Source organism: Collinsella sp. AF25-2LB (assembly GCF_003458415.1).
In the GTDB taxonomy this organism is placed as follows: domain Bacteria; phylum Actinomycetota; class Coriobacteriia; order Coriobacteriales; family Coriobacteriaceae; genus Collinsella.
Genome location: NZ_QRUF01000004.1, coordinates 19,882 through 42,985, shown reverse-complemented (window position 1 = coordinate 42,985; position 23,104 = coordinate 19,882). Strand labels below are relative to the sequence as shown.

At 61.3% G+C, this 23,104-nt stretch carries 18 protein-coding genes; 14 read left to right on the top strand and 4 right to left on the bottom strand.

Annotated elements, in window-relative coordinates; all coding sequences use genetic code 11:
- Window positions 1-118 precede the first annotated feature (118 nt).
- Genes DWY51_RS02955 through DWY51_RS02945 form a run of 3 tightly spaced genes read left to right on the top strand, consistent with a single transcriptional unit; the run spans window position 119 to window position 3,744 of the window.
- Window positions 119-1,720 (top strand): FAD-binding oxidoreductase, encoded by a 1,602-nt coding sequence (locus DWY51_RS02955; protein ID WP_117769805.1) that lies wholly within the window; start codon window positions 119-121, stop codon window positions 1,718-1,720.
- Window positions 1,721-1,722: 2 nt separating this feature from the next.
- Window positions 1,723-2,538 (top strand): electron transfer flavoprotein subunit beta/FixA family protein, encoded by an 816-nt coding sequence (locus DWY51_RS02950; protein ID WP_117769804.1) that lies wholly within the window; start codon window positions 1,723-1,725, stop codon window positions 2,536-2,538.
- Complete coding sequence (locus DWY51_RS02945) at window positions 2,539-3,744, top strand: electron transfer flavoprotein subunit alpha (protein ID WP_117769803.1); 1,206 nt, start codon at window positions 2,539-2,541, stop codon at window positions 3,742-3,744.
- Here the strand turns inward: DWY51_RS02945 and DWY51_RS02940 are convergent.
- Window positions 3,741-4,553, bottom strand: coding sequence for an HD domain-containing protein (locus DWY51_RS02940; protein ID WP_117769802.1), 813 nt, complete (start codon window positions 4,551-4,553; stop codon window positions 3,741-3,743). The genes DWY51_RS02945 and DWY51_RS02940 overlap by 4 nt on opposite strands.
- A 126-nt stretch (window positions 4,554-4,679) precedes the next feature.
- Here DWY51_RS02940 and DWY51_RS02935 point away from each other — a divergent pair, with 126 nt between their 5' ends.
- The 4 genes from DWY51_RS02935 (at window position 4,680) to DWY51_RS02920 (ending at window position 8,189) form a co-directional block, all read left to right on the top strand.
- The gene (locus DWY51_RS02935; RefSeq protein ID WP_117769801.1) at window positions 4,680-5,372 is read left to right on the top strand and encodes an AzlC family ABC transporter permease; all 693 of its coding nucleotides are present in this window, start codon (window positions 4,680-4,682) and stop codon (window positions 5,370-5,372) included.
- On the top strand, window positions 5,362-5,685 hold the full coding sequence (locus DWY51_RS02930; RefSeq protein WP_117769800.1) for an AzlD domain-containing protein: 324 nt from the start codon (window positions 5,362-5,364) through the stop codon (window positions 5,683-5,685). The genes DWY51_RS02935 and DWY51_RS02930 overlap by 11 nt, the downstream gene beginning before the upstream one ends.
- Before the next feature lie 150 nt (window positions 5,686-5,835).
- Entirely contained in the window at window positions 5,836-6,858 is a 1,023-nt protein-coding gene (locus tag DWY51_RS02925) for a 2-keto-3-deoxygluconate permease (protein ID WP_117769799.1), read from the top strand.
- Between the two features lie 188 nt (window positions 6,859-7,046).
- Window positions 7,047-8,189, top strand: a complete 1,143-nt coding sequence (locus tag DWY51_RS02920; protein ID WP_117769798.1) for a diguanylate cyclase — start codon at window positions 7,047-7,049, stop codon at window positions 8,187-8,189.
- A gap of 189 nt (window positions 8,190-8,378) precedes the next feature.
- On the opposite strand, the gene DWY51_RS02915 is transcribed toward DWY51_RS02920, so the two are convergent.
- Entirely contained in the window at window positions 8,379-9,314 is a 936-nt protein-coding gene (locus DWY51_RS02915) for a DMT family transporter (protein ID WP_117769797.1), read from the bottom strand.
- A 99-nt stretch (window positions 9,315-9,413) separates the two neighbouring features.
- Entirely contained in the window at window positions 9,414-13,160 is a 3,747-nt protein-coding gene (locus DWY51_RS02910; RefSeq protein WP_117769796.1) for a phosphoribosylformylglycinamidine synthase, read from the bottom strand.
- 184 nt (window positions 13,161-13,344) lie between these two features.
- Between DWY51_RS02910 and DWY51_RS02905 the strand changes: the two genes are divergently transcribed.
- Entirely contained in the window at window positions 13,345-14,907 is a 1,563-nt protein-coding gene (locus DWY51_RS02905; RefSeq protein ID WP_117769795.1) for a cation:proton antiporter, read from the top strand.
- A 270-nt stretch (window positions 14,908-15,177) separates the two neighbouring features.
- On the opposite strand, the gene DWY51_RS02900 is transcribed toward DWY51_RS02905, so the two are convergent.
- A complete protein-coding gene (locus DWY51_RS02900; protein ID WP_117758805.1) occupies window positions 15,178-16,521 on the bottom strand; it encodes a homoserine dehydrogenase in 1,344 nt (447 codons plus the stop codon).
- A gap of 250 nt (window positions 16,522-16,771) precedes the next feature.
- On the opposite strand from DWY51_RS02900, the gene DWY51_RS02895 reads away from it, so the two are divergent.
- The 6 genes from DWY51_RS02895 (at window position 16,772) to DWY51_RS02870 (ending at window position 23,071) form a co-directional block, all read left to right on the top strand.
- Complete coding sequence (locus tag DWY51_RS02895) at window positions 16,772-17,938, top strand: ABC transporter substrate-binding protein (protein WP_117769794.1); 1,167 nt, start codon at window positions 16,772-16,774, stop codon at window positions 17,936-17,938.
- Between the two features lie 271 nt (window positions 17,939-18,209).
- Window positions 18,210-19,397 carry an ABC transporter substrate-binding protein gene (locus DWY51_RS02890; RefSeq protein WP_117758807.1) on the top strand — a complete coding sequence of 396 codons (1,188 nt, stop codon included), beginning with the start codon at window positions 18,210-18,212 and terminating at the stop codon, window positions 19,395-19,397.
- Between the two features lie 139 nt (window positions 19,398-19,536).
- Window positions 19,537-20,418 carry a branched-chain amino acid ABC transporter permease gene (locus tag DWY51_RS02885; RefSeq protein WP_099432746.1) on the top strand — a complete coding sequence of 294 codons (882 nt, stop codon included), beginning with the start codon at window positions 19,537-19,539 and terminating at the stop codon, window positions 20,416-20,418.
- 9 nt (window positions 20,419-20,427) lie between these two features.
- Window positions 20,428-21,507 (top strand): branched-chain amino acid ABC transporter permease, encoded by a 1,080-nt coding sequence (locus tag DWY51_RS02880; RefSeq protein ID WP_117758808.1) that lies wholly within the window; start codon window positions 20,428-20,430, stop codon window positions 21,505-21,507.
- Window positions 21,497-22,357 carry an ABC transporter ATP-binding protein gene (locus DWY51_RS02875; RefSeq protein WP_055287178.1) on the top strand — a complete coding sequence of 287 codons (861 nt, stop codon included), beginning with the start codon at window positions 21,497-21,499 and terminating at the stop codon, window positions 22,355-22,357. Before DWY51_RS02880 ends, DWY51_RS02875 begins: the two co-directional genes overlap by 11 nt.
- Window positions 22,358-23,071, top strand: a complete 714-nt coding sequence (locus DWY51_RS02870; protein ID WP_199411351.1) for an ABC transporter ATP-binding protein — start codon at window positions 22,358-22,360, stop codon at window positions 23,069-23,071.
- The last annotated feature ends 33 nt before the right edge of the window (window positions 23,072-23,104 follow it).

The following is a 23,104-nucleotide window of genomic DNA, read 5'->3' as shown; positions in this document are numbered from 1 at the left end:
TCGCCGAATTGCACGAACGTAAAAAACGCCAATTATGGAGACGGTCTCGAACACGTCGACGAAACGATGCGGTAACATCTCCCTGCAAACACTGTAGTTAGCTAAAGGGGGAGTTCGCGTGTCTGCAACCATCAAACCCTTCACCGACGAGTTCGAAGAGTATGGCCGCGATGAATCTCGCGCATCGGGCGAGGCCTCGAGCATCTCGTTTCCGACAACGGAAAACGAGGTCCGTGCCATTTTGGAAAAGCTCCATGCCGAGCGTGTTCCGGTAACGGTTCAGGGCGCCCGAACCGGCCTTGCCGCCGGCGCCGTGCCCCACGGCGGGCATATCCTCAATACTTCCCGTATGAATCGCTATTTGGGCCTTCGCCGCGATGAACAAGGCCAATTTCTGCTGCGCGTGGAGCCGGGCGTTGTGCTCTCGGAGCTGCGCAAGCAGCTGAGCAAGAAGGTGCTGCCGACCGCTGGTTGGGACCAGGCATCGCTTGAGGCCTACGAGGAGTTCCAAGAGGCTCCCGAGCAGTTTTTTCCCACCGATCCCACCGAGGCGTCTGCCTGTCTGGGCGGCATGGCGGCATGTAACGCCTCCGGTGCCCGCAGCTACGCCTACGGCCCCATGCGCCCACATATCACGGGACTCCACGTCGTGCTGGCTGATGGCGATTTGCTTGAGCTTCGGCGCGGCGAGGCTTTTGCCCAGGGCCGCCACCTGTCGCTCGTGACGGCAGCGGGCCGTACACTCGAGCTCGATCTTCCCGGCTATACCATGCCCAAGACAAAAAATGCTTCGGGCTATTTCGTTGCTGACGATATGGATGCCATCGATCTGTTTATCGGTGCGTGTGGCACAATCGGTGTCATCACCGAACTCGAGATTGCCCTGCAGGTGGCACCCGCGGTCGTTTGGGGCGTGAGCTGCTTCTTCGATAGCGAAGACAAGGCCGTGTCCTTCACCGATTCTGTGCGTCCCGTCCTGTCCCATGCGGCTGCCATCGAGTACTTCGATGCTGGCGCCCTGGATATTCTACGTCGCCAGCGCGAGCAGTCGACGGCGTTTGCCTCGCTGCCTGCGCTCGACAAAGACGCCAAGGTCTGTGTCTACGTGGAGCTCGACTGCGACGACGAAGCCCAGGCGACTGAGGAGCTGTATCACTTGGGGTGGGTACTGGAGCTTGCGGGCGGCAGTGACGATGCGACATGGGTCGCGCGCACCGAGGTCGATCGCGAGTGTCAGCGATTCTTCCGCCATGCGGTGCCCGAGAGCGTCAACATGCTCATCGACGAGCGCCGCCGCATGGATCCCACCATCACCAAACTGGGTTCGGACATGTCGGTGCCCAACGCGCACTTGGCCGATGTTATCGCCCTCTATCGCCGCACGCTGGCGGAAAGTGGGCTTGAATCTGCCGCCTGGGGGCATATCGGTAACAACCATCTGCATGTGAACATTCTGCCGCGCGATGCACAGGATTATCGCCGCGGCGCAGAACTCTTTGCCCAGTGGGCTTCCGAGGTCACGGCCATGGGCGGTGCCGTCTCCGCAGAACACGGCGTCGGCAAGATCAAGGCGGGCTTCTTGGAGACGATGTACGGTCACGAGGCCATGGTCGAGTCGGCGCGGCTCAAGCTCCAGCTCGATCCTGCCGGGCAGCTGGGTCGCGGTAACCTGTTTTCGGAGAAGCTCTTGGATGAGCTCGTCCAGAAAGGGGGCGCGTGAAGATGAGCGATTTCCATATGGTGGTGTGCGTCAAGGCCGTGCCGGGCAGCACCGAGGTCAAGATGGACCCCAAGACCAATACCATCGTGCGCGATGGCAAGCAGGCGGTCATTAATCCCTTTGATGCGAGCGCTTTGGAATGCGCGCTGGCGCTGAAGGACGACTTTATCGGCTTTGGCATGGATGTGCGCGTGACGGTGGTGTCGATGGGCATCCCCGCGACCGAGTCGCTGCTGCGCGACTGCATCGCTCGAGGCGCCGACGATGCGCTGCTGCTGACCGATCGCGCCTTTGCAGGTGCCGATACCCTGGCAACCACCTATGCCCTCAAGTGCGGCATCGAGGCGCTCGACGAGGACTTCGACCTGCTCATCTGCGGCAAGATGGCGGTGGATGGCGATACGGCCCAGATTGGTCCCGAGCTTGCCGGTGCCTTTGATATTCCCTGCGTGACCGACGTGAGCTGCGTGCAGAGCGCGGGCTTTACGACCTGTGGCTCGCTGGCGCTCGTTCACGGATGCGATGCCGGCGAGGAGACGGTGTACCTTGAGATGCCGTGCGCGATGACGACTGCCAAGGAGATTGGCCAGTTGCGTATGCCGAGTATTGCCGGTATTCGCGCGGCGGAGGAGGCGGACGTGCGCGTGGTCAGTGCCGCCGACGTGAACGCCGACCCCGCGCGTTGCGGTCTTGCCGGGTCGCCGACACAGGTCGTGCGCTCGTTTGTGCCCGACCGTGACCAAACGTGCGAGGCCGTTGAGGGGACGGCGTCCGAGCAGGCGGCAAAGCTTGCCAAGATTATCGAGGGGATGGCATAGATGAGCGGACTGATTATCGATAGCGAAGCCTGTATCGGCTGCGGTCGCTGCGTTCGCGCCTGTGCCTCGGGCGGCATCGTAGTGGAAGGCGAGCGACCCAGCCGATGCGCCCGCGTAACCGACGGCTGCATCCTATGCGGTGGGTGCGTCGACGCCTGCCCTGTCAACGCTATCTCGATCGAGCGTGACGAGGCCGCTGGTGCGGTGGACCTTGATGCATATCGAGACATTTGGGTATTCGCGCAGACCGACGAGCACGATACGGTGACTCCCGTTGCCTATGAGCTTATGGGCAAGGGCCGCGAGCTTGCCGATGCTCGCGACTGCCGTCTGGTGGCACTGATCGGTATGGGTCCCGAGGGTTCTCTCGGCGACCTGGAGCATCTGGTTTGCGCGGGCGCCGACGAAGTCCTGGCCTGTCGCGACGAGCGCCTGCGCCAAAACGATGCGGAGGTCTACGCCCGCTTGATCTGCGATTTGGTAGCCGAACGCAAACCCGAGGCCATCCTATACGGTGCGACCGCTTTTGGCCGCGAACTGGCACCCGGCGTTGCCGTGCGCTTGCAGACGGGCCTTACGGCTGACTGCACCGTACTTTCGATGGATACGGAGACGGGGCTGCTGCAACAGACGCGTCCGGCGTTTGGCGGCAACCTGATGGCCACCATCGTCTGCCCCAATCATCGTCCCCAGATGGCAACGGTTCGTCCCGGCATCTTTAAGGCGCCCGACTTTGACTACGACCGCTCCGGCACGATCACCCAGATATCGCTTGCGGATGATGCTAAGGCTCGTGTCGAGATCTCGATTCCCGCCGAGGAGTGGAGGCAGCAGGCCTCGATCGCCGATGCCGAGCGCTTGGTCGTGGTGGGCCGCGGCATTGGCTCCAAGAAGAATCTGCCCCTGATGCGAAGGCTCGCCGAGGCTCTGGGAGCCGAGCTTGGTTGCACGCGACCTGTCGTGGAGGCCGGCTGGTTGGAGTGTCGCCATCAGATTGGCCAGACCGGCGTATCGGTTTCGCCCAAGCTTCTCGTGAGTATCGGTGTTTCGGGCGCCATCCAGCATCTTGCCGGCATCGGTGGGGCAGAGTGCATTATCGCCATCAACGAGGACCCGGATGCCCCCATCTTTGGTGCTGCCCAGTACAAGGTTGTCGGCGATGCCGTCGAGGTCGTCGAGGAACTGCTGGCCCAGCTTGAGCGCTAGGCGCGCGCCAGCCAGTCGCGCATCTCGTCCTTAAGGCGGCTCCAAGTCGCCTGCGTGGCGGGGTCGGTAAAGGGCCGCGTAATGCCAAAGGGCGCGTCGAGCAGGCGGTAGATATCGCCCTGCTCGCGCGCCAGCGTGCGGCTCGCTGGATAGACGAGCTCAAACATAAAGCAGATGAGTCCCACCAGGTAGTCCGCCGGCTCGTTGCGCTCGTCGCGCGCGACGCACCGATGCTCGTCAAAGGCGGCAAGCGTCGGTACCGAGAAGCGACTGGCTAGAAACGCGTCCTCATCCACCTTGAGGATGGTATCGACGGTGCTGTCGGCGATGGTGCGCATAATGTCGATCTTGTCGCCATCGCGCACGATATCGCAGAAGCACCGTGTACGCTCGTCGAGTTGTGCCGGCAGGCGAAAGTCGCTGTGATAGGCGATGCTCGCTCGGATGAGCTCGTCATGCGCACCGGTTTCGATAAAGTCACGGATGTTTGTCGTGGCGGGTGCATCGGCGGGATTCTCGCCAAAGAGGACCTCGATGCCCAGCGCCGCATGGCTCATGCTCTCGGCGTCCTTAAAGGTGTCCCAGCGTCGCAGCTGCTCAAAGCGGCCCATATCGTGTAGCAGGCCGCAAAGCCATGCCAGGTCAATATCTTCTGACGACCAGCCCTGCTCGCGCGCTACGGCATCGCATGCCTCGGCCACGTGGTACGTATGCTCGATTTTGAGCGCGATGCGTGGGTTGGTGGCGTCGTAGGCATCGGTGTAGCTTTTGAAGGCCGCGCGCGCCCGGTCTCGATCGATAGCTGTCATAATGACTTCCTAAAAAGTTGTGTCTTTCGATCCGGTGGCAATTGTAGGTGAACTCGGTTGCTGTCGGATGATGATTCTGCCGTATCGCTACATGCGGCTCGGAGACCTTGTCAGGATGAGAAGCGTATGGTGTTCAAAATCGTTAGAACCGTCTGGCCGGTGATGCTTACCTATGTTGCAATAGGCGCGCCGTGCGGAATGATCATGGGGCAGACGGGAATGGAGCCCTGGATGGTCTTTGCCCTGAGCAGCACGTTTGTGACGGGCAGCGGCCAGTTTATGATCTGCAATCTTTGGCTGGCGGGCGTACCGGCACCTTCGATTATCGCGAGCGTTGCCGCCATCTCCTCGCGTTTTGCGCTTTACTCGGCATCGATCGCGCCGCATCTGACGGGTGCCTCGAAGCGTCAGACGCTGGCTGTTGCCGCGACACTTACCGAGGAGGCATATGGCATCTCGCTTGCCAAGTTGGTTGAAGGGGAGGATTGGGGCCCGCGCGAGTCCTTTGTGCTCAACGTGATCCTCATCGCAACATGGGGCGTTTCGTGTACGATGGGCGCCATCGTCGGCGCCGTTGTCGATGTTCCCACCGCCATTGCAGCCTTTGTCTGCACCTCGCTCTTTATCTGCCTGCTCTTTTCGCAGCGGCTGTCGCGCGGCAACGTTGTCGCGGCGGTTTCGGGCGCGGTGTCCGTCGCCGTATGCAAGTTCTTGGGCCTCGCGAATATTGCCGTGCCGGCAAGCGTCGTGGCCGGCATTGCCATTGCGTTGGCGTGCGATGCTGTATTTGACGGAAGAGGTGCCCGCGATGCCCGTTAACGAGTTCTTGGTTCTGTGGCTGTCGTCGTGGGCTGCTATCGCGTTCTTTCGCATTGCGCCGGCGTTCGCCTTGCGCGGGCGGACCCTGTCGCCCCGCATTACCGAGGCCCTGAGCTATATCCCGCCCGCTGCCTTTGCCGCGCTGGTCGCCAACGACTTGGTGAGTCCCGGCGCGTTCGACGCGGGACTCTGGCCTGCCCTGGTTCCCTGGATTGCGGCCGTCGGCGTCGTGGTCGTGGCGGTCAAGACAAAATCGATGCTGTGGTGCTGCGTCTCGGGCATCGTACTCTATATTGTCTTGAGCCTTATATAGGGGTGACGTCGCGGGCGCCGAATCTCGTTCCATCCCAACTTGTCGAATTTTTCACCGAGCTGGTCTATTTCTTCTGGTACCATGGTCAAACTTTACTGTAGCAAAGCATGACGTGGGCTTTTGTTCCGCGTCAGCGGAAATGGGGGTTTCATGGCACAGGAAGCGACCGCCAACGAGCAAAAGAAATTCAAGGTTCCGCGCATCCCGGGCGACATCATGATCTATCCGATGATCGTCGGTCTTTTGCTCAACACCTTCTGCCCGCAGGTTTTTGAGATCGGCGGCTTCTTTACGGCTGCCTGCCGCGGTGGCTCCAATACCATCGTCGCCGCGATCCTGCTGTTTGTGGGCGCCGGCATCAGCTTTAAGTCCACGCCGGGCGCCATCAAGACCGGCATCGTCGTGCTGATTCCTAAGCTTGTAGTGGCAGCCGCGCTGGGTCTGGGCGTCGCGTACTTCTTTAACGATAACTTTTTAGGCCTGAGCTCGGTTTCCATCATCGGCGGCATTACGTTTTGCAACATGGCGCTCTATACGGGCATCATGGGCGAGTTCGGCGATGAGTCCGAGCAGGGCGCCGTCGGTATCCTGTTCTTTACGGCCGGCCCCGCCGTCACGATGATCATCCTTGGTGTTTCGGGTCTCGCCAACATCCCCGTCGGCACCATCATCGGATCCATCCTGCCGCTTGTTATCGGCATGGTCCTGGGCAACTTGTTCCCGTTTATCAAGAACCTGCTGGTTCCCGGCGCCAATCCCGCGATCGCTGTTATCGGATTTCAGCTCGGTGCGTCCATGAGCCTTTCGAGCTTTATCACCGGCGGTATTTCCGGCATCTTGCTGGGCCTTGTCACGCTCTTTATCGTCGGCCCCATCACCTTTGCGTTCGAGCGCCTGTGCGGTGGTAACGGCAAGGCGGCCGTTGCCTGCTCCACTATCGCCGGCACGGCTATGACCACGCCGGTCGCCCTCGCCGAGGTCGCTCCGCGCTATGCCGAGCTTGCGCCCACCGCGTATGCGCAGATCGCCACTGCCGTCATCATCACGGCAATCATGGCCCCGATTCTGACCGGCTGGGTCGATAAGAAGTTCTGCCAGGGCAAGGAAGACCTGTCGCCTGCCGGTGTCGAGGCCATCGAAGAGGCCGTCGCGACCGACATCGATGGCGAGTAGCAATCGATACCCATCAATGATTCCGGCGTGCAATTCGCGCCGTCTGAGCGCCCGAACAGAAACTGTTTGCAGTGATGTTCGGGCGCTTTGCTATGATTCCCTTTACCCCTGCGGAGTAAAGGGGTGTTTATTGCCCTGATTCGAATTGGGCGATTCTGACCATTCGGATATTGAAGGGATGGCGTCTAGTGGTTAAGGCACTCAAGATTGAGATATTCCTGCTATGCATGATTGTTCTTATCGGGCTTGCCGCGCGAAGTCGTCGCTCCTTGTTCTCGAGCACCCTGCAGCTATTGTTTAGCATGCTTGGCTACACCTCTGCCGCGTACATATTATTCGATATGATCTGGACGCTTTCGGATGGTGCGGACGGCACGTTGGGTATTGCTGCCAACTGGATTTCCAACGCGGTTTCGTTTTCGCTCTTTGCCATCGCGTGTCTCATTTGGTTTATCTATTCCGAGACGATGCAGGGCTCTCGCCTTGTGACCTCGCGCTATAGGGTGGTGCTTGTAACGTTGCCTACGGCTCTGGTGGTCGTGCTGGCTTTTACCAGTTACTGGACGCACGCCTTGTTCTATATCGATTCGCAGGGCGTGTATCGTCGCGGCTTTGCCTATATGATCCAGCCCATTGTCAGCTACTGTTACGTTATACATACGTCCCTGCATGCGTTTGTGCAATCTCGCAGGGTCGAGAGCCTGCAGACGAAGGCTATCTATCGAACCTTAGCATTTTTCGCCATTCCGGCCCTGGTGGGCGGTACCTTTCAGATCGTATACTCGGTGCCTGGCCTTTGTGTCGGCATAATGATTAGCATGTTGCTGCTCTACATTATCTGCCAGGAGCAGCTCGTCTCGACCGACCCGTTGACTGGCCTCAACAATCGCAACCGTTTTGAGACCTATATCCTGTCGCTCTTCTCAAATGTGGATCAGGCCGAAGATGTGTATCTGCTTATGATGGACGCTGACGGCTTTAAGCAGATTAACGATCGTTATGGACATGTGGAGGGCGACCATGCTCTTCAGGTCATATCCGCTGCTCTCAAAGAAGTCTGCTCGGCGTCTGGTGGCTTTATCGCGCGTTATGGTGGCGATGAGTTCGTGGTGCTCCAAAAGGCAGCGGCGGAACAGGATATCATGCATCTGTGCGCGACAATCAACGACGAGCTCGCGCATGCCGAGGTGCCGTATCTGTTGCGGATGTCCATCGGCTATGCACGGGTCGGTGATAGTGTCGATACCTGGCAAGACTTGCTTCGCGCTGCCGATGCGGAGCTCTACCGCGTCAAGGCCGATAAAAAGAAAGCCGGCGTCCAGATACGCTAGAAAAAAGGCGCACGACCGTTGCGATGGTCGTGCGCCCTTTTTGCGTTTGCGGGGGCCACCGGCCATAACGCCCAGGCGCGGTGCGGCAAGACGAGCGTCTGCCGCCGCGGCTCGGTACGAAATCAACGAGAGCCAGTGCATTCCATTAAGCTAAAGTGTGTGAAGGCTCTCTCTAAAAAGGTGAGCTCGCTAGGCTTTTTTGGGTTTGTTGACGATGATTATGCCGCCGCAGACCAACAGCAGGGCAACGATGACGGTAATGGGGCTCGTGCCAGCGCCCTCGCCGAGCAGCAGCGCGCTCAGCACCACACCAAAGACCGGGTTCATAAACCCAAAGACCGAGACGCGGCTGACGGGGTTGACGGCAAGCAGGCGCGACCACAGCGAGTAGGCGACCGCGGAGATAAGCGCCATGTAGATGATGAGCGCGATGGCGGGGGCAATTGTCGTGGGGGAGAGCGTGCCACCCATCAAAAAGCCGATGGCGGTGAGGACCAGGCCGCCGACCAAGAACTGCCACCCGGCAAGCAAGACGCCGTCGTGCTTGCGCGAGAAGATGCCGATCAGGCAGGTCGAAAGAGCACCCGCGACAGTGGAGGCTAGGATAAAGCCCTCGCCATCGAGCCTGAAGCCAAAGGTGCCATCTGCGCCCGAGAGGTTGACGAGCGCGACGCCGGCAAAGCCCAGCGCACAGCCAAGCACCTTGGCCGTATTGAGCTTCTCGGTGTGAAATGCCAGGGCGGCAAAGAGGATAGCCAAGAAGTTGGCGCTGGCCTCGATGATGGAGCTCGACATAGCGCTTGCACGGGAGAGACCAAGGTAGAAAAAGAAGTACTGGCCGATGGTCTGGAAGAGCGACAAGATGCAGATGGGCTTGATATCGCGCGTTTGCGGAACGAGCGGTCGGCGCTGGGCCACGCTCATGCCAACAATGACCAGCATGCCGGCAAGCGTGAAGCGCAAGCCCGCAAAGAGCAGCTGCGAGGCGCTATCGTGCGCCGGGATACCAAAGAGTGCGTAGCCGATCTTGATGCAGGGAAAGGCCGATCCCCAGAGTGCACAGCAAACAAGACAGCCCAGGATAAGTCCGGGCAGGGTGGCGAGATACGGCTTGTGGCTTTCCATGATGTCCTTCCTGCATGCGCGAAGCAAAAAAGAACCCGCCACCGGATGTGTCGGTGGCGGGTGTTGTTACCCGAAGGGATTGTACCCGATGGGAAAGGTTTAAGCGAAGTAGGCCACGCCGCTTTCAAAGATCGGCATGAACTTATCGCCGGGGACATGCTCGGGCACGTTGCGGTACAGGTTGTCGCCGCGACGCTCGGCATGGCCCATCTTGCCCAGGACGCGACCGTCGGGACTCGTGATGCCCTCGATGGCGAGTGCGGAGCCGTTGGGGTTGACGGAGAGATCCATGCTGGGCTTGCCGTCCTCGCCCACGTACTGCGTGGCGACCTGGCCGTTGGCGATCAGCTGGGCGAGCACTTCGTCATTGGCGACAAAGCGGCCCTCGCCGTGGCTGATGGCGACGGTGTAGGGGTCGTCCAGGCTGCACTGCGACAGCCACGGGGACAAGTTGGACGAGATGCGGGTGCGCACCAGACGGCTCTGGTGGCGACCGATGGTGTTGAACGTCAACGTGGGCGCATCGGGCGTGGCGTCGACGATGTCGCCGTAGGGCACCAGGCCGAGCTTGATCAGGGCCTGGAAGCCGTTGCAGATGCCCAGCATCAGGCCATCGCGGGCCTTGAGCAGGTCGCGGACTGCCTCGGTGACCTCGGGAGCGCGGAAGAACGCCGTGATGAACTTGGCAGAGCCGTCGGGCTCGTCGCCGCCCGAGAAGCCGCCGGGGATCATAACGATCTGGCTTGCACGGATGCGGCGGGCAAGCTCGTGGGTGCTCTCGGCGACGGCCTCGGGCGTGAGGTTGTTGATCACGAAGGTGTCGGCCTCGGCACCGGCGGCACGGAAGGCGCGGGCGCTGTCGTACTCGCAGTTGTTGCCGGGGAACACGGGGATGATCACGCGCGGGCGGGCGATCTTGGCGCCGCCGTACACGTGGATATCCTTGGCGCGGAAGTCGATGGTCTCGACCTCGGGGGTCTCGCCGGCGCTGCGGTAGGTGAAGACGCCCTCGATGCCGCTCTCCCAGGCCTCCTGGAGCTCGGCGAGCTCGATGACCTCGGAGCCGGTGTCGATGACATAGCCCTCGACGGTGGTGCCCAGGGGCTCGACGACAACGCCGTCGGCGACCTCGGGCAGCTCGGCGTCCTCGGCGAGCTCGACGATAAAGCTGCCGTAGAGCGGGGTGAAGAGGCTCTCCACGTCTACATCCTCGGCAAGCTCGATACCGATCTGGTTACCGACGCACATCTTAAAGAGGCTCTCGGCGCCGCAGCCGTAGCCGGGCGTGGAGATGGCCAGGGCGTTGCCGGTAGCAGTGAGCGCCTCGACGGCGTCAAACGCGGCGAGCAGCTGCTGGGCGTCGGGACGGTAGTCCTCGCCATAGGTGGCGGGGGCGATGCGGACGACGCGGTGCGTGAGGCCCTTGAACTCGGGTGAGACGGCGCGGGCGGCCTTGCCCACGGCGACGGCGAAGCTGATCAGGGTCGGCGGAACGTTGAGCTCGCCGGTCTCGTCCTCAAACGAACCGCTCATGGAGTCCTTGCCGCCGATGGCGCCGGCACCCAGGTCGACTTGGGCCATGAGGGCGCCCAGGACGGCTGCCGTGGGCTTGCCCCAGCGCTCGGCCTCGGTGCGCAGGCGCTCGAAGTACTCCTGGAAGGAGAGATAGGCGCGCTTGTGCTCAAAGCCGGCAGCCACGAGCTTGGCGATGGACTCGACCACGGACAGGTAGGCGCCCGCAAACTGGTCGGCCTCCATCAGATAGGGGTTGAAGCCCCATGCCATGGCACTCGCCGTGGTGGTCTCGCCGTCCACGGGGAACTTGGCGACCATGGCCGAGCTGGGGGTGAGCTGCGTCTTGCCGCCAAAGGGCATGAGCACGGTCGCGGCGCCGATGGTGGAGTCGAAGCGCTCGGAAAGGCCCTTGTTAGAAGCGACGTTGAGGTCGGTGACGAGCGAGGTCATGCGCTCGGCGAGCGTGGTGCCGGCCCAGCTGGGCTGCCACACGCTACGGGCGCACACGTGGGCGACCTGGTGCTTGGGTGCGCCGTTGGAGTTGAGGAACTCGCGGGACAGGTCGACGATGGCGACGCCGTTCCAGGCCATGCGCATGCGCGGCTCGGCGGTAACCTCGGCGATAACGGTAGCCTCCAGGTTCTCCTCGGCGGCGTAGCCCATGAACTCCTCGACGTCACCGTCGGCGACGGCGCAGGCCATGCGCTCCTGGGACTCAGAGATAGCGAGCTCGGTGCCGTCCAAGCCGTCGTACTTCTTGGTCACGGTATCAAGGTCGACATACAGGCCGTCGGCAAGCTCACCCACGGCGACCGAGACACCGCCGGCGCCAAAGTCGTTGCAGCGCTTGATCAGACGGCAGGCATCGCCGCGGCGGAACAGGCGCTGCAGCTTGCGCTCGACCGGGGCGTTGCCCTTCTGGACCTCGGCGCCCGAGGTCTCGATGGACTCGGTGTTCTGGGTCTTGGAGGAGCCGGTGGCGCCACCGATGCCGTCACGGCCAGTGCGGCCGCCCAGCAGGATGATCTTGTCGGTGGGGGCGGGGCACTCGCGACGAACGTGGTTTGCCGGGGTAGCGCCCACGACGGCGCCAACCTCCATGCGCTTGGCCACGTAGCCGGGGTGATAGAGCTCGTTGACCTGACCGGTGGCAAGGCCGATCTGGTTGCCGTAGCTGGAGTAGCCGGCGGCGGCAGTGGTCACGAGCTTGCGCTGCGGCAGCTTGCCCTCGAGCGTCTCGGAGACCGGGACGGTGGGGTCGCCGGCGCCGGTGACGCGCATGGCCTGGTACACGTAGCTGCGGCCCGAGAGCGGGTCGCGGATGGCGCCGCCCACGCAGGTGGCGGCACCGCCGAAGGGCTCGATCTCGGTCGGGTGGTTGTGGGTCTCGTTCTTAAAGAGGAACAGCCAGTCCTGGTCCTCGCCATCGACATCGACCTTCACCTTGACGGTGCAGGCGTTGATCTCCTCGGACTCGTCGACATCGGTCATGACGCCGGTCTTCTTAAGGTACTTAGCGCCGATGGTGCCCATGTCCATGAGGCAGACGGGTTTGGCGTCGCGGCCGAGTTCGTGGCGCATCTCCATGTAGCGGTCGAAGGCCTGCTGCACCACGGCGTCGTCGATCGTCACGTCATCCAGGACGGTGCCGAAGGTGGTGTGGCGGCAGTGGTCGGACCAATAGGTGTCGATCACACGGATTTCGGTGATGGTGGGGTCGCGGTCCTCATCGCGGAAGTACTGCTGGCAGAAGGCGATGTCTGCCTCGTCCATGGCAAGGCCGCGCTCGGAAATAAAGGCGGCAAGGCCGGTCTCGTCGAGCTCGCGGAAACCGTCGAGCACCTCGACGGGCTGGGGCTCGGGGGTCTCCATGTACAGCGTCTCGGGCAGGTCGAGCGAGGCGATGCGCGCCTCGACGGGGTTCACCACGTAGTGCTTGATGGCATCGATGGCGGCCTCGTCCAGAGTGCCCGAGATCATATAGACCTTGGCGGAGCGCACGGCGGGGCGCTCGCCCTGGCTGATGAGCTGCGCGCACTCGCTGGCGGAGTCGGCGCGCTGGTCAAACTGGCCAGGCAGGAATTCGACGGCAAAGACGGCGCCACCGCTTGCGGGGAGCTCGTCGTAGGTCACATCGACCTGGGGCTCGCTAAAGACGGTCGGCACGCAGGAGCGGAAAAGCTCCTCGTCGATGCCCTCGACGTCGTAGCGGTTGATGATCCTCAGGGCCTCGATGCCCTTGATGCCGAGAATTTCGGTCAGCTCGCCCTTGAGCTGCTGAGCCTCGACGTCGAACCCGGGTTTCTTCTCCACGTAGATACGAGAGACCATTGGTTCCTGCCTTCCTGATCGGTTGGGCGTACGGTGCGGTATGCGGCAGCGGTCGGTTTACGGGGCAAGCCTCGCGGTCGCCTTGAGCCACATGTTTGTAAACCTCACTATGATACGACAGCTCGCGGCGCGTTGAGGACGGCGAGGGTGCTACAGTGGGGCTCAAACAAGAGAAAGGCATCACATGGCATTCGTTTCGCTCGCCATCATCGCACTCGTGGCCTTTGCGAGTCCCTTCATCGCCTCGGCGATTCCCGGAAAACCTGTTCCCGAGACGGTCTTTTTGCTCGTGCTCGGCGCGGTGCTGGGACCCCATATGCTCGGCGTCATCCATGTAGATGCCGAGGTCTCGCTTGTGTCCGAGCTGGGCCTGGCCTTTTTGTTCCTGCTTGCCGGCTTTGAGATCGACCCCAAGAGCATCACGGGCGTCGAGGGGCGCTACGGCTTGGCGACGTGGGCCGTCACGTTTGGTATCGCCTGGCTTGCCGTGCGCTTTACCCCGTGGTTCTCGGTCAGTCATTTCGACGGTATCGCCGTGACGCTTGCCCTCACTTCGACGGCGCTCGGCACGCTCGTGCCCATCATGCGTGAGCGCTCGCTCACTGGCACGCGTGTGGGCGACTCGATTCTCGCGTATGGCACCTGGGGTGAGCTCGGCCCTGTGCTCGCCATGTCGGTGCTGCTGTCTGCCCGCACTGGCATCCAAACGCTCGTAATCCTTGGCCTGTTTGCGGTGGTCTGCGTGTTGCTTGCCGTGGTCCCAAGCCGCTCCAAGCGCGTCGGCAGCCGCTTCTTTGCGTTTGTCGAGGAACGCGCCGATACCACGTCGCAGACCTTCGTGCGCCTGACGGTGCTCATCCTGGTCACACTCGTGGCTTTCTCGGCCGTCTTTGATCTCGACATTGTGTTGGGTTCTTTTGCCGCCGGCTTTGTCTTGCGCTACATCATCCCCGAGGGCAACCATACGCTCGAGACCAAGCTCGACGGCCTGGCCTACGGCTTTTTGATTCCGGTGTTCTTTACCGTATCGGGCGCAAAGATCGACCTGACGGCCGTGGCGTCGCGCCCGGGTCTGCTCGTGGGCTTTATCGTGGCGTTGCTGATTATTCGTGCCGTGCCCATTCTTATTTCTATGAGCATTTGCCCTGCGACGCGCGATGTGTCGGCGTATGGTCGCATTACCGTGGCCCTGTACTGCACCACGGCGCTGCCGATCATCGTTGCCGTGACGAGCGTTGCCGTCAACGCGGGCGCGCTGTCGCAAGACATCGCGTCGGTTATGGTTGCCGCCGGCGCCATCACGGTGTTCTTGATGCCATTGCTCGCGCAGCTCTTCTACCGCGTGGTGGATGCCGCGCCGGTCGCCGCCGTGGCAGAAGTTGCCGAGCATCCATCCGATGCGCTCGACATCCTGCGCGCCCACCACGACTTAGCGAGCTTGCTCGCGCGCGAGCATGAGCTGCTGACTTCGCATGGCCATGGTCGCGTATTCGAGGGCCTGCCTACGCTCGATGCGATTGCCGAGCGTCTTTCCGCCGAGGCGGCGAGCGGCCACATCGATGCCCGCATCGTGGACGCGGCGCACCTACTTGCCGATAAGACCTATGGAGACGAGGTCGACCCGTCCGAGCTGACCCCACGCGAGCGCCGCCGTCTGGAGCGCGCCAAGCTCGCCGTGCGCGAATACCGCCGCCGCATGCTGGAGCTCTATGCAAGAGAAGAAGCCGAGGACGACGACGGCAGGTAGCCAACGCCGCCGCGGAAAATGCATCCCGGAATTGGCGTCCAGAGTGGGACGTGCTTTCCGCGAGAGGCCCGTTGCGGAAAGCGTGTCCCAGAATCCGCGCCCAGAATGGGACATAGTTTCCGAAAAAGGCCCTGAGGGAAGCTTCGCCCCGTTCTGAGCTGAAATACCGGGACGCAGCTTCCCCTGCAAACAGAAGAAGGCGCGCTGCCTGTGGTTGATGCAGGCAGCGCGCCTTTTGCGTTGAGCTTCGTTGAGGTTCGAAGTAGTGGACTAGTTGGCCATGACGCCTTCGGTCCAGGCCTCAACGTCCTCGATGCGCAGGACGTTGGCGACCTCGGCCACGCAGTCGACGCTGGCAAGCTCGGCGGCGGCAGCCTGGACGTCCTTCTCGAGCGCGCGGTGCGTCAGGAAGATGACCGAGCAGGCATCGCTGACGCCCGGCTTGCCGTCCTCGACCTGGTTGATGAGCGAGATCGAGATGTTGTGCTTGGCAAAGATGTCGACCGTCTCGGACAGGGCGCCCACGCGGTCGGCGACCTTCAGGCGCACATAGTACTTGGTCTGGAGCTCGTCCATAGGCTTAAAGGCGAGGTTGTGACCATAGGGCTCAATCTCGGGCAGCGGAGCCACGCCGCGGCTGATCTGCTCGGAGAGCGACAGGATATCGCCCACGACGGCGCTCGCGGTGGGGAAGGAGCCTGCGCCGGCACCGTAGAACATGGTTTCGCCCACGGCGTCGCCTACTACGTAGACGGCGTTCATGGCACCGTTGACCTTGGCGAGCATGTGGTCGGCGGGGATCAGCGTGGGATGCACGCGGACGTCGACGCCGGCGTCGGTGTTGCGGGCGATGCCGAGCAGCTTGATGGTGTAGCCGAGCTCGCGGGCCTGGGCGATGTCCTCGGCGCCGATGGTGCGGATACCCTGCTGGTACACATCGTCGGTGGTAACGCGGGTGCCAAAACCGATGGAAGCGAGGATCGCCGTCTTGCTGGCGGCATCGAAGCCGTCGACGTCGGCGGACGGGTCGGCCTCGGCATAGCCCTTGGCCTGTGCGTCGGCGAGCACATCGGCGTAATCGGCGCCTTCGGCATCCATGCGCGACAGGATATAGTTGGTGGTACCGTTGAGAATACCGGCGATGGTCAGGATCTTGTTGCCCACCAGGTCGTGCTCGAGCGTGCTCACGATGGGGATGCCGCCGCCGCAGCTGGCCTCGCACTTAATCTGCACGCCGCACGCGCGCGCCTTCTCGGCGAGCGTCTCGACATGGCGGCCCAGCAGGGCCTTGTTGGCAGAGACGACGTGCTTGCCGTTCTCGAAGGCAGTGGTGAAGATCTCGGTTGCGGGATGCTCGCCGCCGATCAGCTCGACGACGATGTCGACGGCGGGGTCGGCGACGACGTCATGCCAGTCACTCGTAAAGGCCTCGCGCTCAATACCGGCTGCTTCGGCCTGCTCCCAGGCAAGCGCGCAGGCGCGGGTCAGCTTAAGGTCGATGCCGTAGGCTGCCAGGTACTCATCGTGGTGGCTCTTGATCAGACGGGCCACGCCGCCGCCGACGGTTCCCAGACCGATCAGACCGACGTTCACGGTGCGCAGGGGTTCGCTCATAGATAGCTCCTTGGTGCATCTTATGGATGGATTAACCGCTTAAAGGTTGAGTGCATTCTAGCGTGAACCGAGAGCGCGTGCTCGCCAGGCAACAGGAGTCGCACAAAACGGCACCCCCGAAACGCTGCGGAAACATTGGAAACATGCTCGCTACAAACGGAACTCCGTAACAAACTGTCAACGTTTGCACCATAAGGTTTGCCCTGTACCGCAAGACGGCCGCACCGCGGCCAGCGAAAAGGGGGATACCATGTTTAGCATCAATAACGTACTTAACCGCAGGAGTTTCTTGGCTGGTGCCGCGGCGTTCGGTAGCACCGCGGCACTCGCTGGTTGCTCGTCGGGTGGCTCGGACGGCGGCTCCGCCGATGACGGCAAGACCTTCAAGATTGGTGTCATCGGCCCTCTGACCGGCGCCGCGGCAACCTATGGCGTTTCGGCCGAGAAGGGTGCCAAGCTCGCCGCCAAGGATTTTTCGACCAAGGACCTCAAACTCTCGCTTAAGTCCGAGGACGACGTCGCTGACGGCGAGAAGGCCATCAACGCCTTCAATACCCTGTGCGACTGGGGCATGCAGGCGCTCGTCGGCCCCGTCACGACCGGTGCTGCCGTCGCCGTCTCGGGCGAGATCGCCGACGATATGCTCATGGTCACGCCCTCGGCCTCGTCGCTCGACGTCACCAAGGACAAGACCACGGTTTTCCAGGTTTGCTTCACCGATCCCACCATGGGCGCCAGCGCCGCAAAGTTCTTGGCCGAGAAGTACGCGGATGCCAAGATCGCCCTGTTCTACAACTCCGGCGATACGTATAGCTCGGGCGTTGCCGACGCTTTTGCCGAGCAGGCCAAGGCGTCCAAGCTCGACATCGTCGATACCGAGACCTTTAAGGACGACTCTTCCACGAGCTTTACCAACCAGCTCACCAAGGCCAAGGAGTCCGGCGCCACGCTCATCTTTGCGCCGATCTACTACACGCCGGCGTCCGTTTTGCTCAAGAACGCCAAGGACATGGGCTACGACATGACCCTCATGGGTACCGACGGCATGGACGGCCTGCTCTCTGTGGAAGGCTTCGATACCTCTCTTGCCGAGGGCGTACTGCTCATGACCCCGTTTTCGGCTGACGATGAGAAGAATGCCGACTTCGTCAAGGCCTATAAGGATGCCTACGACGAGACGCCCAACCAGTTTGCCGCCGATGCCTATGACTGCGTCCACGCGATTGTCGAGGCCATCGATAAGGCAGACATTGACATTACGGCCGACGGCGCCGACATTGCCGGCGACCTTGCCAAGGCCATGCGCAAGATCAAGATCGAGGGCCTGACGGGCGAGTTGACGTGGAACGACAAGGGCCAGGTTGAAAAGCCCGCTACGGCCTATGTGATTCAGGACGGCAAGTACATCGCCGCCTAGGTGCGTACAAAACGCGACCGGTGAGGGTGTTTTAATCAGGGCAGGGGCGCTTGTAACAGAATGGAAATATTACTTTCACACAATAAAGTGGCTAAACTGCATAAATCGATAGAAATACGCATAATTATGGATAAATGGACAAAACAAAAGAAAAGTTGAAATAATCGTCACTTTTCTCAACTAAAGCGTCTACTATTTTGCGAACGCCGAACACGGCGAAGGATGGCCTGTCGGGTAACCGAAACCCGACGAGATTTGAGAGGAGAGCCGCATGTCGAGCCTCACCGGTAAGTCATTGAACCCTGTTATGAATCGCAGGAGCGTTATCGCGAGCGCAGCAGGTCTGGGGGCGATGTCCATTCTAGCTGGCTGCTCCTCCAACGGCGGCGACAGCGGTTCCGCGTCGGGCGACGCTTCGTTTAAGATCGGCACCATCGGCCCGCTGACCGGCGCCAACGCGTCCTACGGCAAGTCCGTTACCCAGGGTGTCGAGCTTGGCTGCAAGGATTTCTCGACCAAGGAGCTGCCGCTTGCTAGCAAGGCCGAGGATGACCAGGCCGATGGCGAGAAGGCCGTCAACGCCTTTAACACCCTGCTCGACTGGGGCATGCAGGCCCTCGTCGGCCCGACCACCACGGGTGCGTCGGTTGCCGTTGCCGCCGAGTGTGGTAACGACCCCAAGACGTTCATGATCACCCCGTCCGCGTCCTCCGAGGACGTCACCGACGGCAAGGATTGTGTCTTCCAGGTTTGCTTCACCGACCCCAACCAGGGTGTCAACGCTGCCAAGTTCCTGGCGCAGAAGTATGCGGACGAGAAGTTCGTGCTGTTCTATAACTCCGGCGACGCATATTCTTCGGGCATCGCAGATTCCTTTAAGGCCCAGGCCGCTGAGTCCAAGCTCGAGATTGTTGACGAGGAGACCTTTAAGGACGACTCCGCCACGAGCTTTACGAACCAGCTGACCAAGGCCAAGCAGGCCGGCGCCACCATGATCTTTGCGCCGATCTACTACACGCCGGCGTCCGTCCTGCTCAAGAACGCCAAGGACATGGGCTACGACGTCAAGATGATGGGCTGCGACGGCATGGACGGCATCCTGGGCGTTGAGGGCTTCGATACCTCTCTTGCCGAGGGTCTGCTGCTCATGACCCCGTTCTCCGCCGACGACGAGAAGAACGCCGACTTCGTCAACGCTTACAAGGATAAGTACGGCGATACCCCCGACCAGTTTGCCGCCGATGCCTACGATGGCGTGCACGCGGTGGCCGAGGCCCTCAAGGAGGCCGGTCTTGGCGTCGACGCCGATCCGACCGAGGCCGCCGAGAAGCTGTCCAAGGCTATGCTCAAGATTACCGTTGACGGTCTGACCGGCAAGCTCACCTGGAACGATAAGGGCCAGGTCCAGAAGGAGCCCACGGCTTACGTCATCACCGACGGCAAGTACGTACAGGCCTAATTGGCCGCCTTACATAGAGCGGTTTTGATCCCAAGCAGGGGAGGTTTTGGCCTTCCCTGCTTGCTTGGTATCTAGGGACGATGTAACGTCCCTGTTTCATACATCAACTGGAAACCTATTCGAAAGGGGGATGTGGAACATGACGGTCTTTATCCAATACCTGGTCAACGGCCTGTCCATGGGCAGCGTCTACGCCATCATCGCGTTGGGCTACACCATGGTCTACGGTATCGCCAAGATGCTCAACTTCGCTCACGGCGACGTCATCATGGTCGGTGCCTATGTCTCGTTCTGTGCCACGTCGTATCTCGGCCTCCCGGGCTGGGCATCTGTAGTTCTCTCTTGTGTGGTCTGCACGGTTCTCGGTGTTCTCATTGAGGGTCTGGCCTATAAGCCGCTGCGCCAAGCAGGCCCGCTGGCCGTTCTGATCACGGCTATCGGCGTGTCCTACTTCCTGCAGAACGCCGCGCAGCTTCTGTGGGGCGCCACGCCCAAGAACTTTACTTCGCTCGTCACCTTCCAGGTGCCGGAGTTCTTGGCCAAGTTCAACGTAAGCGCCGTCTCGCTCGTCACCATCGTCGCCTGCCTGGTTATCATGGCCGGCCTGATGTTCTTTACAGGTAAGACCAAGATGGGCAAAGCCATGCGCGCCGTGTCCGAGGACAAGGCCGCCGCTCAGCTCATGGGCATCAACGTCAACCGTACCATCTCGATGACGTTCGCCATCGGCTCTGCCCTTGCCGCCATCGCCGGTGTGCTCCTGTGCTCCTACTCGCCGGTGCTGCAGCCCACGACGGGTGCCATGCCTGGCATCAAAGCCTTCGACGCCGCCGTCTTCGGTGGCATCGGCTCCATCCCCGGCGCCTTTGTCGGTGGCATTCTCATCGGCATCATCGAGGCGATGGCACAGGCTTACATTTCCACGAGCCTTGCCAACTCCATCGTCTTTGGTGTTCTGATCATCGTCCTGCTCGTCAAGCCTGCCGGCCTCTTGGGCAAGTACGTCCCCGAGAAGGTGTAGGTGAGCGTTATGAAGTTTCTTAAAGACAAGCAGACGCGTCACGACTTTGTTACGTACGCCATGTGCATCGTGGCCTTCGCCATCGTGTTCTTTATGCAGTCGAACCACATGATTCCGCGCATGATCGCCGGTCAGCTGGTTCCCATCACGGCCTATATCGTCATGGCCATTTCCCTCAACCTCGTCGTCGGCATCGCGGGCGACCTGTCGCTGGGTCATGCGGGCTTTATGAGTGTCGGTGCCTACACGGGCATCGTCACCGCGGTCGCCCTCGAGAGCGCCGTTCCCTCCGATCCTGTGCGCCTTATCATCAGCATCGTGGTCGGCGCCATCGCTGCCGCCATCCTGGGCTTCTTGATCGGTATCCCGGTCCTGCGCCTGAGCGGCGACTATCTGGCCATCGTGACCCTGGCTTTTGGCGAGATCATCAAAGAGATCGTCACCTGCCTTATTGTGGGCGTCGACTCCCGCGGCCTGCACGTGATCTTTAACATCACGGGCAACTCTACGATCGACGACCTGCATCTGCTCGAGGACGGCACCGCCATCATCAAGGGCGCGCAGGGCGCATCGGGCGTGTCGACCTATTCGACCTTCCTCGCCGGTGCCATCCTGGTCATGGTCGCACTCGTGATCGTGCTCAACCTGGTTCGCAGCCGTACCGGCCGTGCCATTATGGCCGTGCGCGATAACAAGATTGCAGCCGAGTCCGTAGGCATCTCCGTCACCGAGTACCGCATGATTGCCTTCGTGGTTTCCGCTGCCCTCGCCGGTGCTGCCGGAGCTCTCTTCGGCGGTAACTTCTCGCAGCTCTCCGCCACCAAGTTCGACTTCAACACGTCCATCCTCATCCTGGTGTTCGTGGTCCTGGGCGGTCTGGGCAATATGCGCGGCTCCGTCATCGCGGCGGCGTTGCTCACGGTGCTCCCCGAGCTGCTCCGTCAGTTCTCGGACTACCGCATGCTCATCTACGCCATCGTGCTGATCCTGGTCATGATCTTTACCAACAACCCGCAGCTCAAGGCGTTCTTCGGTCGCGTCAAGGACCGCTTTGCTTCCAAGAAGGAGGTGGCAGCCGATGCCCAGTAAGTTTGAGTTCAACAAGGGCAAGATGGTCCCGTATCCTTCTGGCGCCATCGTTCCCGACCGCGACCTGGGCGAGCGCCCGGCACTCGAGTGCATCCACCTGGGCATTGAGTTCGGTGGCCTTAAGGCAGTCGACGACTTTAGCCTGACTATCGGCAAGACCGAGATCGCCGGTCTCATCGGCCCCAACGGTGCCGGTAAGACCACGGTCTTCAACCTGCTCACCAAGGTGTATCAGCCCACGCACGGCACCATCCTGCTCGACGGCGAGGACACCTCTGGCAAGTCGGTCTATCAGGTCAACCGTATGGGCATCGCCCGTACCTTCCAGAACATTCGCCTGTTCAACACCATGACGGTGGAGGACAACGTTAAGGTCGGCCTGCACAACCAGGAGCGCTACTCCGGCTTTGAGGGCGTGCTGCGCCTGCCGACGTATTGGAAGCACGAGAAGGCCGCCCACGAGCGTGCCATGGAGCTGCTGTCCATTTTTGACATGGAGCACCTGGCAAATGAACAGGCCGGATCGCTGCCTTACGGCGCTCAGCGTCGTCTGGAGATCGTCCGCGCGCTTGCCACCAACCCCAAGCTGCTGCTGCTCGACGAGCCTGCCGCCGGCATGAACCCGTCCGAGACCGCGGAGCTCATGGAGAACATCGTTAAGATTCGCGACACCTTCGGCATTGCCATCATGCTTATCGAGCATGATATGTCGCTCGTTATGAACATCTGCGAGGGCATCTGCGTGCTCAACTTTGGTAAGGTCATCGCCAAGGGCACGGCAGAGGAAATCCAGAACAACGACGCTGTTATTGAGGCATATCTGGGCAAGCAGGATAAGGGGGAGAACTAAATGGCAGAGCTGATGCTTTCCGTCTACAACATCAACGTCTGGTACGGCGCCATCCACGCCATTAAGGACATCTCCTTTAACGTTAACGAGGGCGAGATCGTGGCCTTGATTGGTGCCAACGGTGCCGGCAAGTCCACAACGCTCAAGACCGTCTCGGGCCTGCTGCGTTCCAAGACCGGTTCCATCAAGTTTATGGGCGAGGACATTACTCATACGCCCGCTGATAAGCTGGTTGGTAAGGGCCTGGCTCAGGTTCCCGAGGGTCGTCGCGCCTTTTTGCAGATGACGGTCGAGGAGAACCTGGAGATGGGTGCCTATACGCAGCCCAAGTCCACGGTGGCTCCGGGCCTGGAGCGCGTCTACGAGCAGTTCCCGCGCCTGAAGGAACGTCGTCGCCAGGTCGCCGGCACCCTTTCAGGCGGCGAGCAGCAGATGCTCGTTATGGGGCGCGCCCTTATGAGTAACCCCAAACTGCTCATGCTCGACGAGCCTTCCATGGGTCTGGCACCGATTCTGATCGAACAGATCTTCCAGATTGTCGAGGACTTGCACAAGGCCGGTACCACGGTGCTTCTGGTCGAGCAAAACGCGCAGATGGCGCTTTCCATCGCCACACGCGGTTACGTGCTCGAGACCGGCAAGATCACCATGACCGGCACTGGTCAAGAGCTGCTGCACGACGACAACGTCCGCAAAGCTTACTTGGGCGGTTAGGCGGTTCGCCGTTCTACCGAACGGCGGACCAGT

Bases quoted from the DNA above. Each gene is read 5' to 3' on its own strand.
- DWY51_RS02940 (WP_117769802.1), bottom strand. From the start codon at position 4,553: ATGACAGCTATCGATCGAGACCGGGCGCGCGCGGCCTTCAAAAGCTAC.
- DWY51_RS02945 (WP_117769803.1), top strand. From the start codon at position 2,539: ATGAGCGGACTGATTATCGATAGCGAAGCCTGTATCGGCTGCGGTCGC.
- DWY51_RS02915 (WP_117769797.1), bottom strand. From the start codon at position 9,314: ATGGAAAGCCACAAGCCGTATCTCGCCACCCTGCCCGGACTTATCCTG.
- DWY51_RS02910 (WP_117769796.1), bottom strand. From the start codon at position 13,160: ATGGTCTCTCGTATCTACGTGGAGAAGAAACCCGGGTTCGACGTCGAG.
- DWY51_RS02905 (WP_117769795.1), top strand. From the start codon at position 13,345: ATGGCATTCGTTTCGCTCGCCATCATCGCACTCGTGGCCTTTGCGAGT.
- DWY51_RS02880 (WP_117758808.1), top strand. From the start codon at position 20,428: ATGAAGTTTCTTAAAGACAAGCAGACGCGTCACGACTTTGTTACGTAC.
- DWY51_RS02950 (WP_117769804.1), top strand. From the start codon at position 1,723: ATGAGCGATTTCCATATGGTGGTGTGCGTCAAGGCCGTGCCGGGCAGC.
- DWY51_RS02870 (WP_199411351.1), top strand. From the start codon at position 22,358: ATGGCAGAGCTGATGCTTTCCGTCTACAACATCAACGTCTGGTACGGC.
- DWY51_RS02930 (WP_117769800.1), top strand. From the start codon at position 5,362: ATGCCCGTTAACGAGTTCTTGGTTCTGTGGCTGTCGTCGTGGGCTGCT.
- DWY51_RS02890 (WP_117758807.1), top strand. From the start codon at position 18,210: ATGTCGAGCCTCACCGGTAAGTCATTGAACCCTGTTATGAATCGCAGG.
- DWY51_RS02925 (WP_117769799.1), top strand. From the start codon at position 5,836: ATGGCACAGGAAGCGACCGCCAACGAGCAAAAGAAATTCAAGGTTCCG.
- DWY51_RS02885 (WP_099432746.1), top strand. From the start codon at position 19,537: ATGACGGTCTTTATCCAATACCTGGTCAACGGCCTGTCCATGGGCAGC.
- DWY51_RS02895 (WP_117769794.1), top strand. From the start codon at position 16,772: ATGTTTAGCATCAATAACGTACTTAACCGCAGGAGTTTCTTGGCTGGT.
- DWY51_RS02875 (WP_055287178.1), top strand. From the start codon at position 21,497: ATGCCCAGTAAGTTTGAGTTCAACAAGGGCAAGATGGTCCCGTATCCT.
- DWY51_RS02900 (WP_117758805.1), bottom strand. From the start codon at position 16,521: ATGAGCGAACCCCTGCGCACCGTGAACGTCGGTCTGATCGGTCTGGGA.
- DWY51_RS02935 (WP_117769801.1), top strand. From the start codon at position 4,680: ATGGTGTTCAAAATCGTTAGAACCGTCTGGCCGGTGATGCTTACCTAT.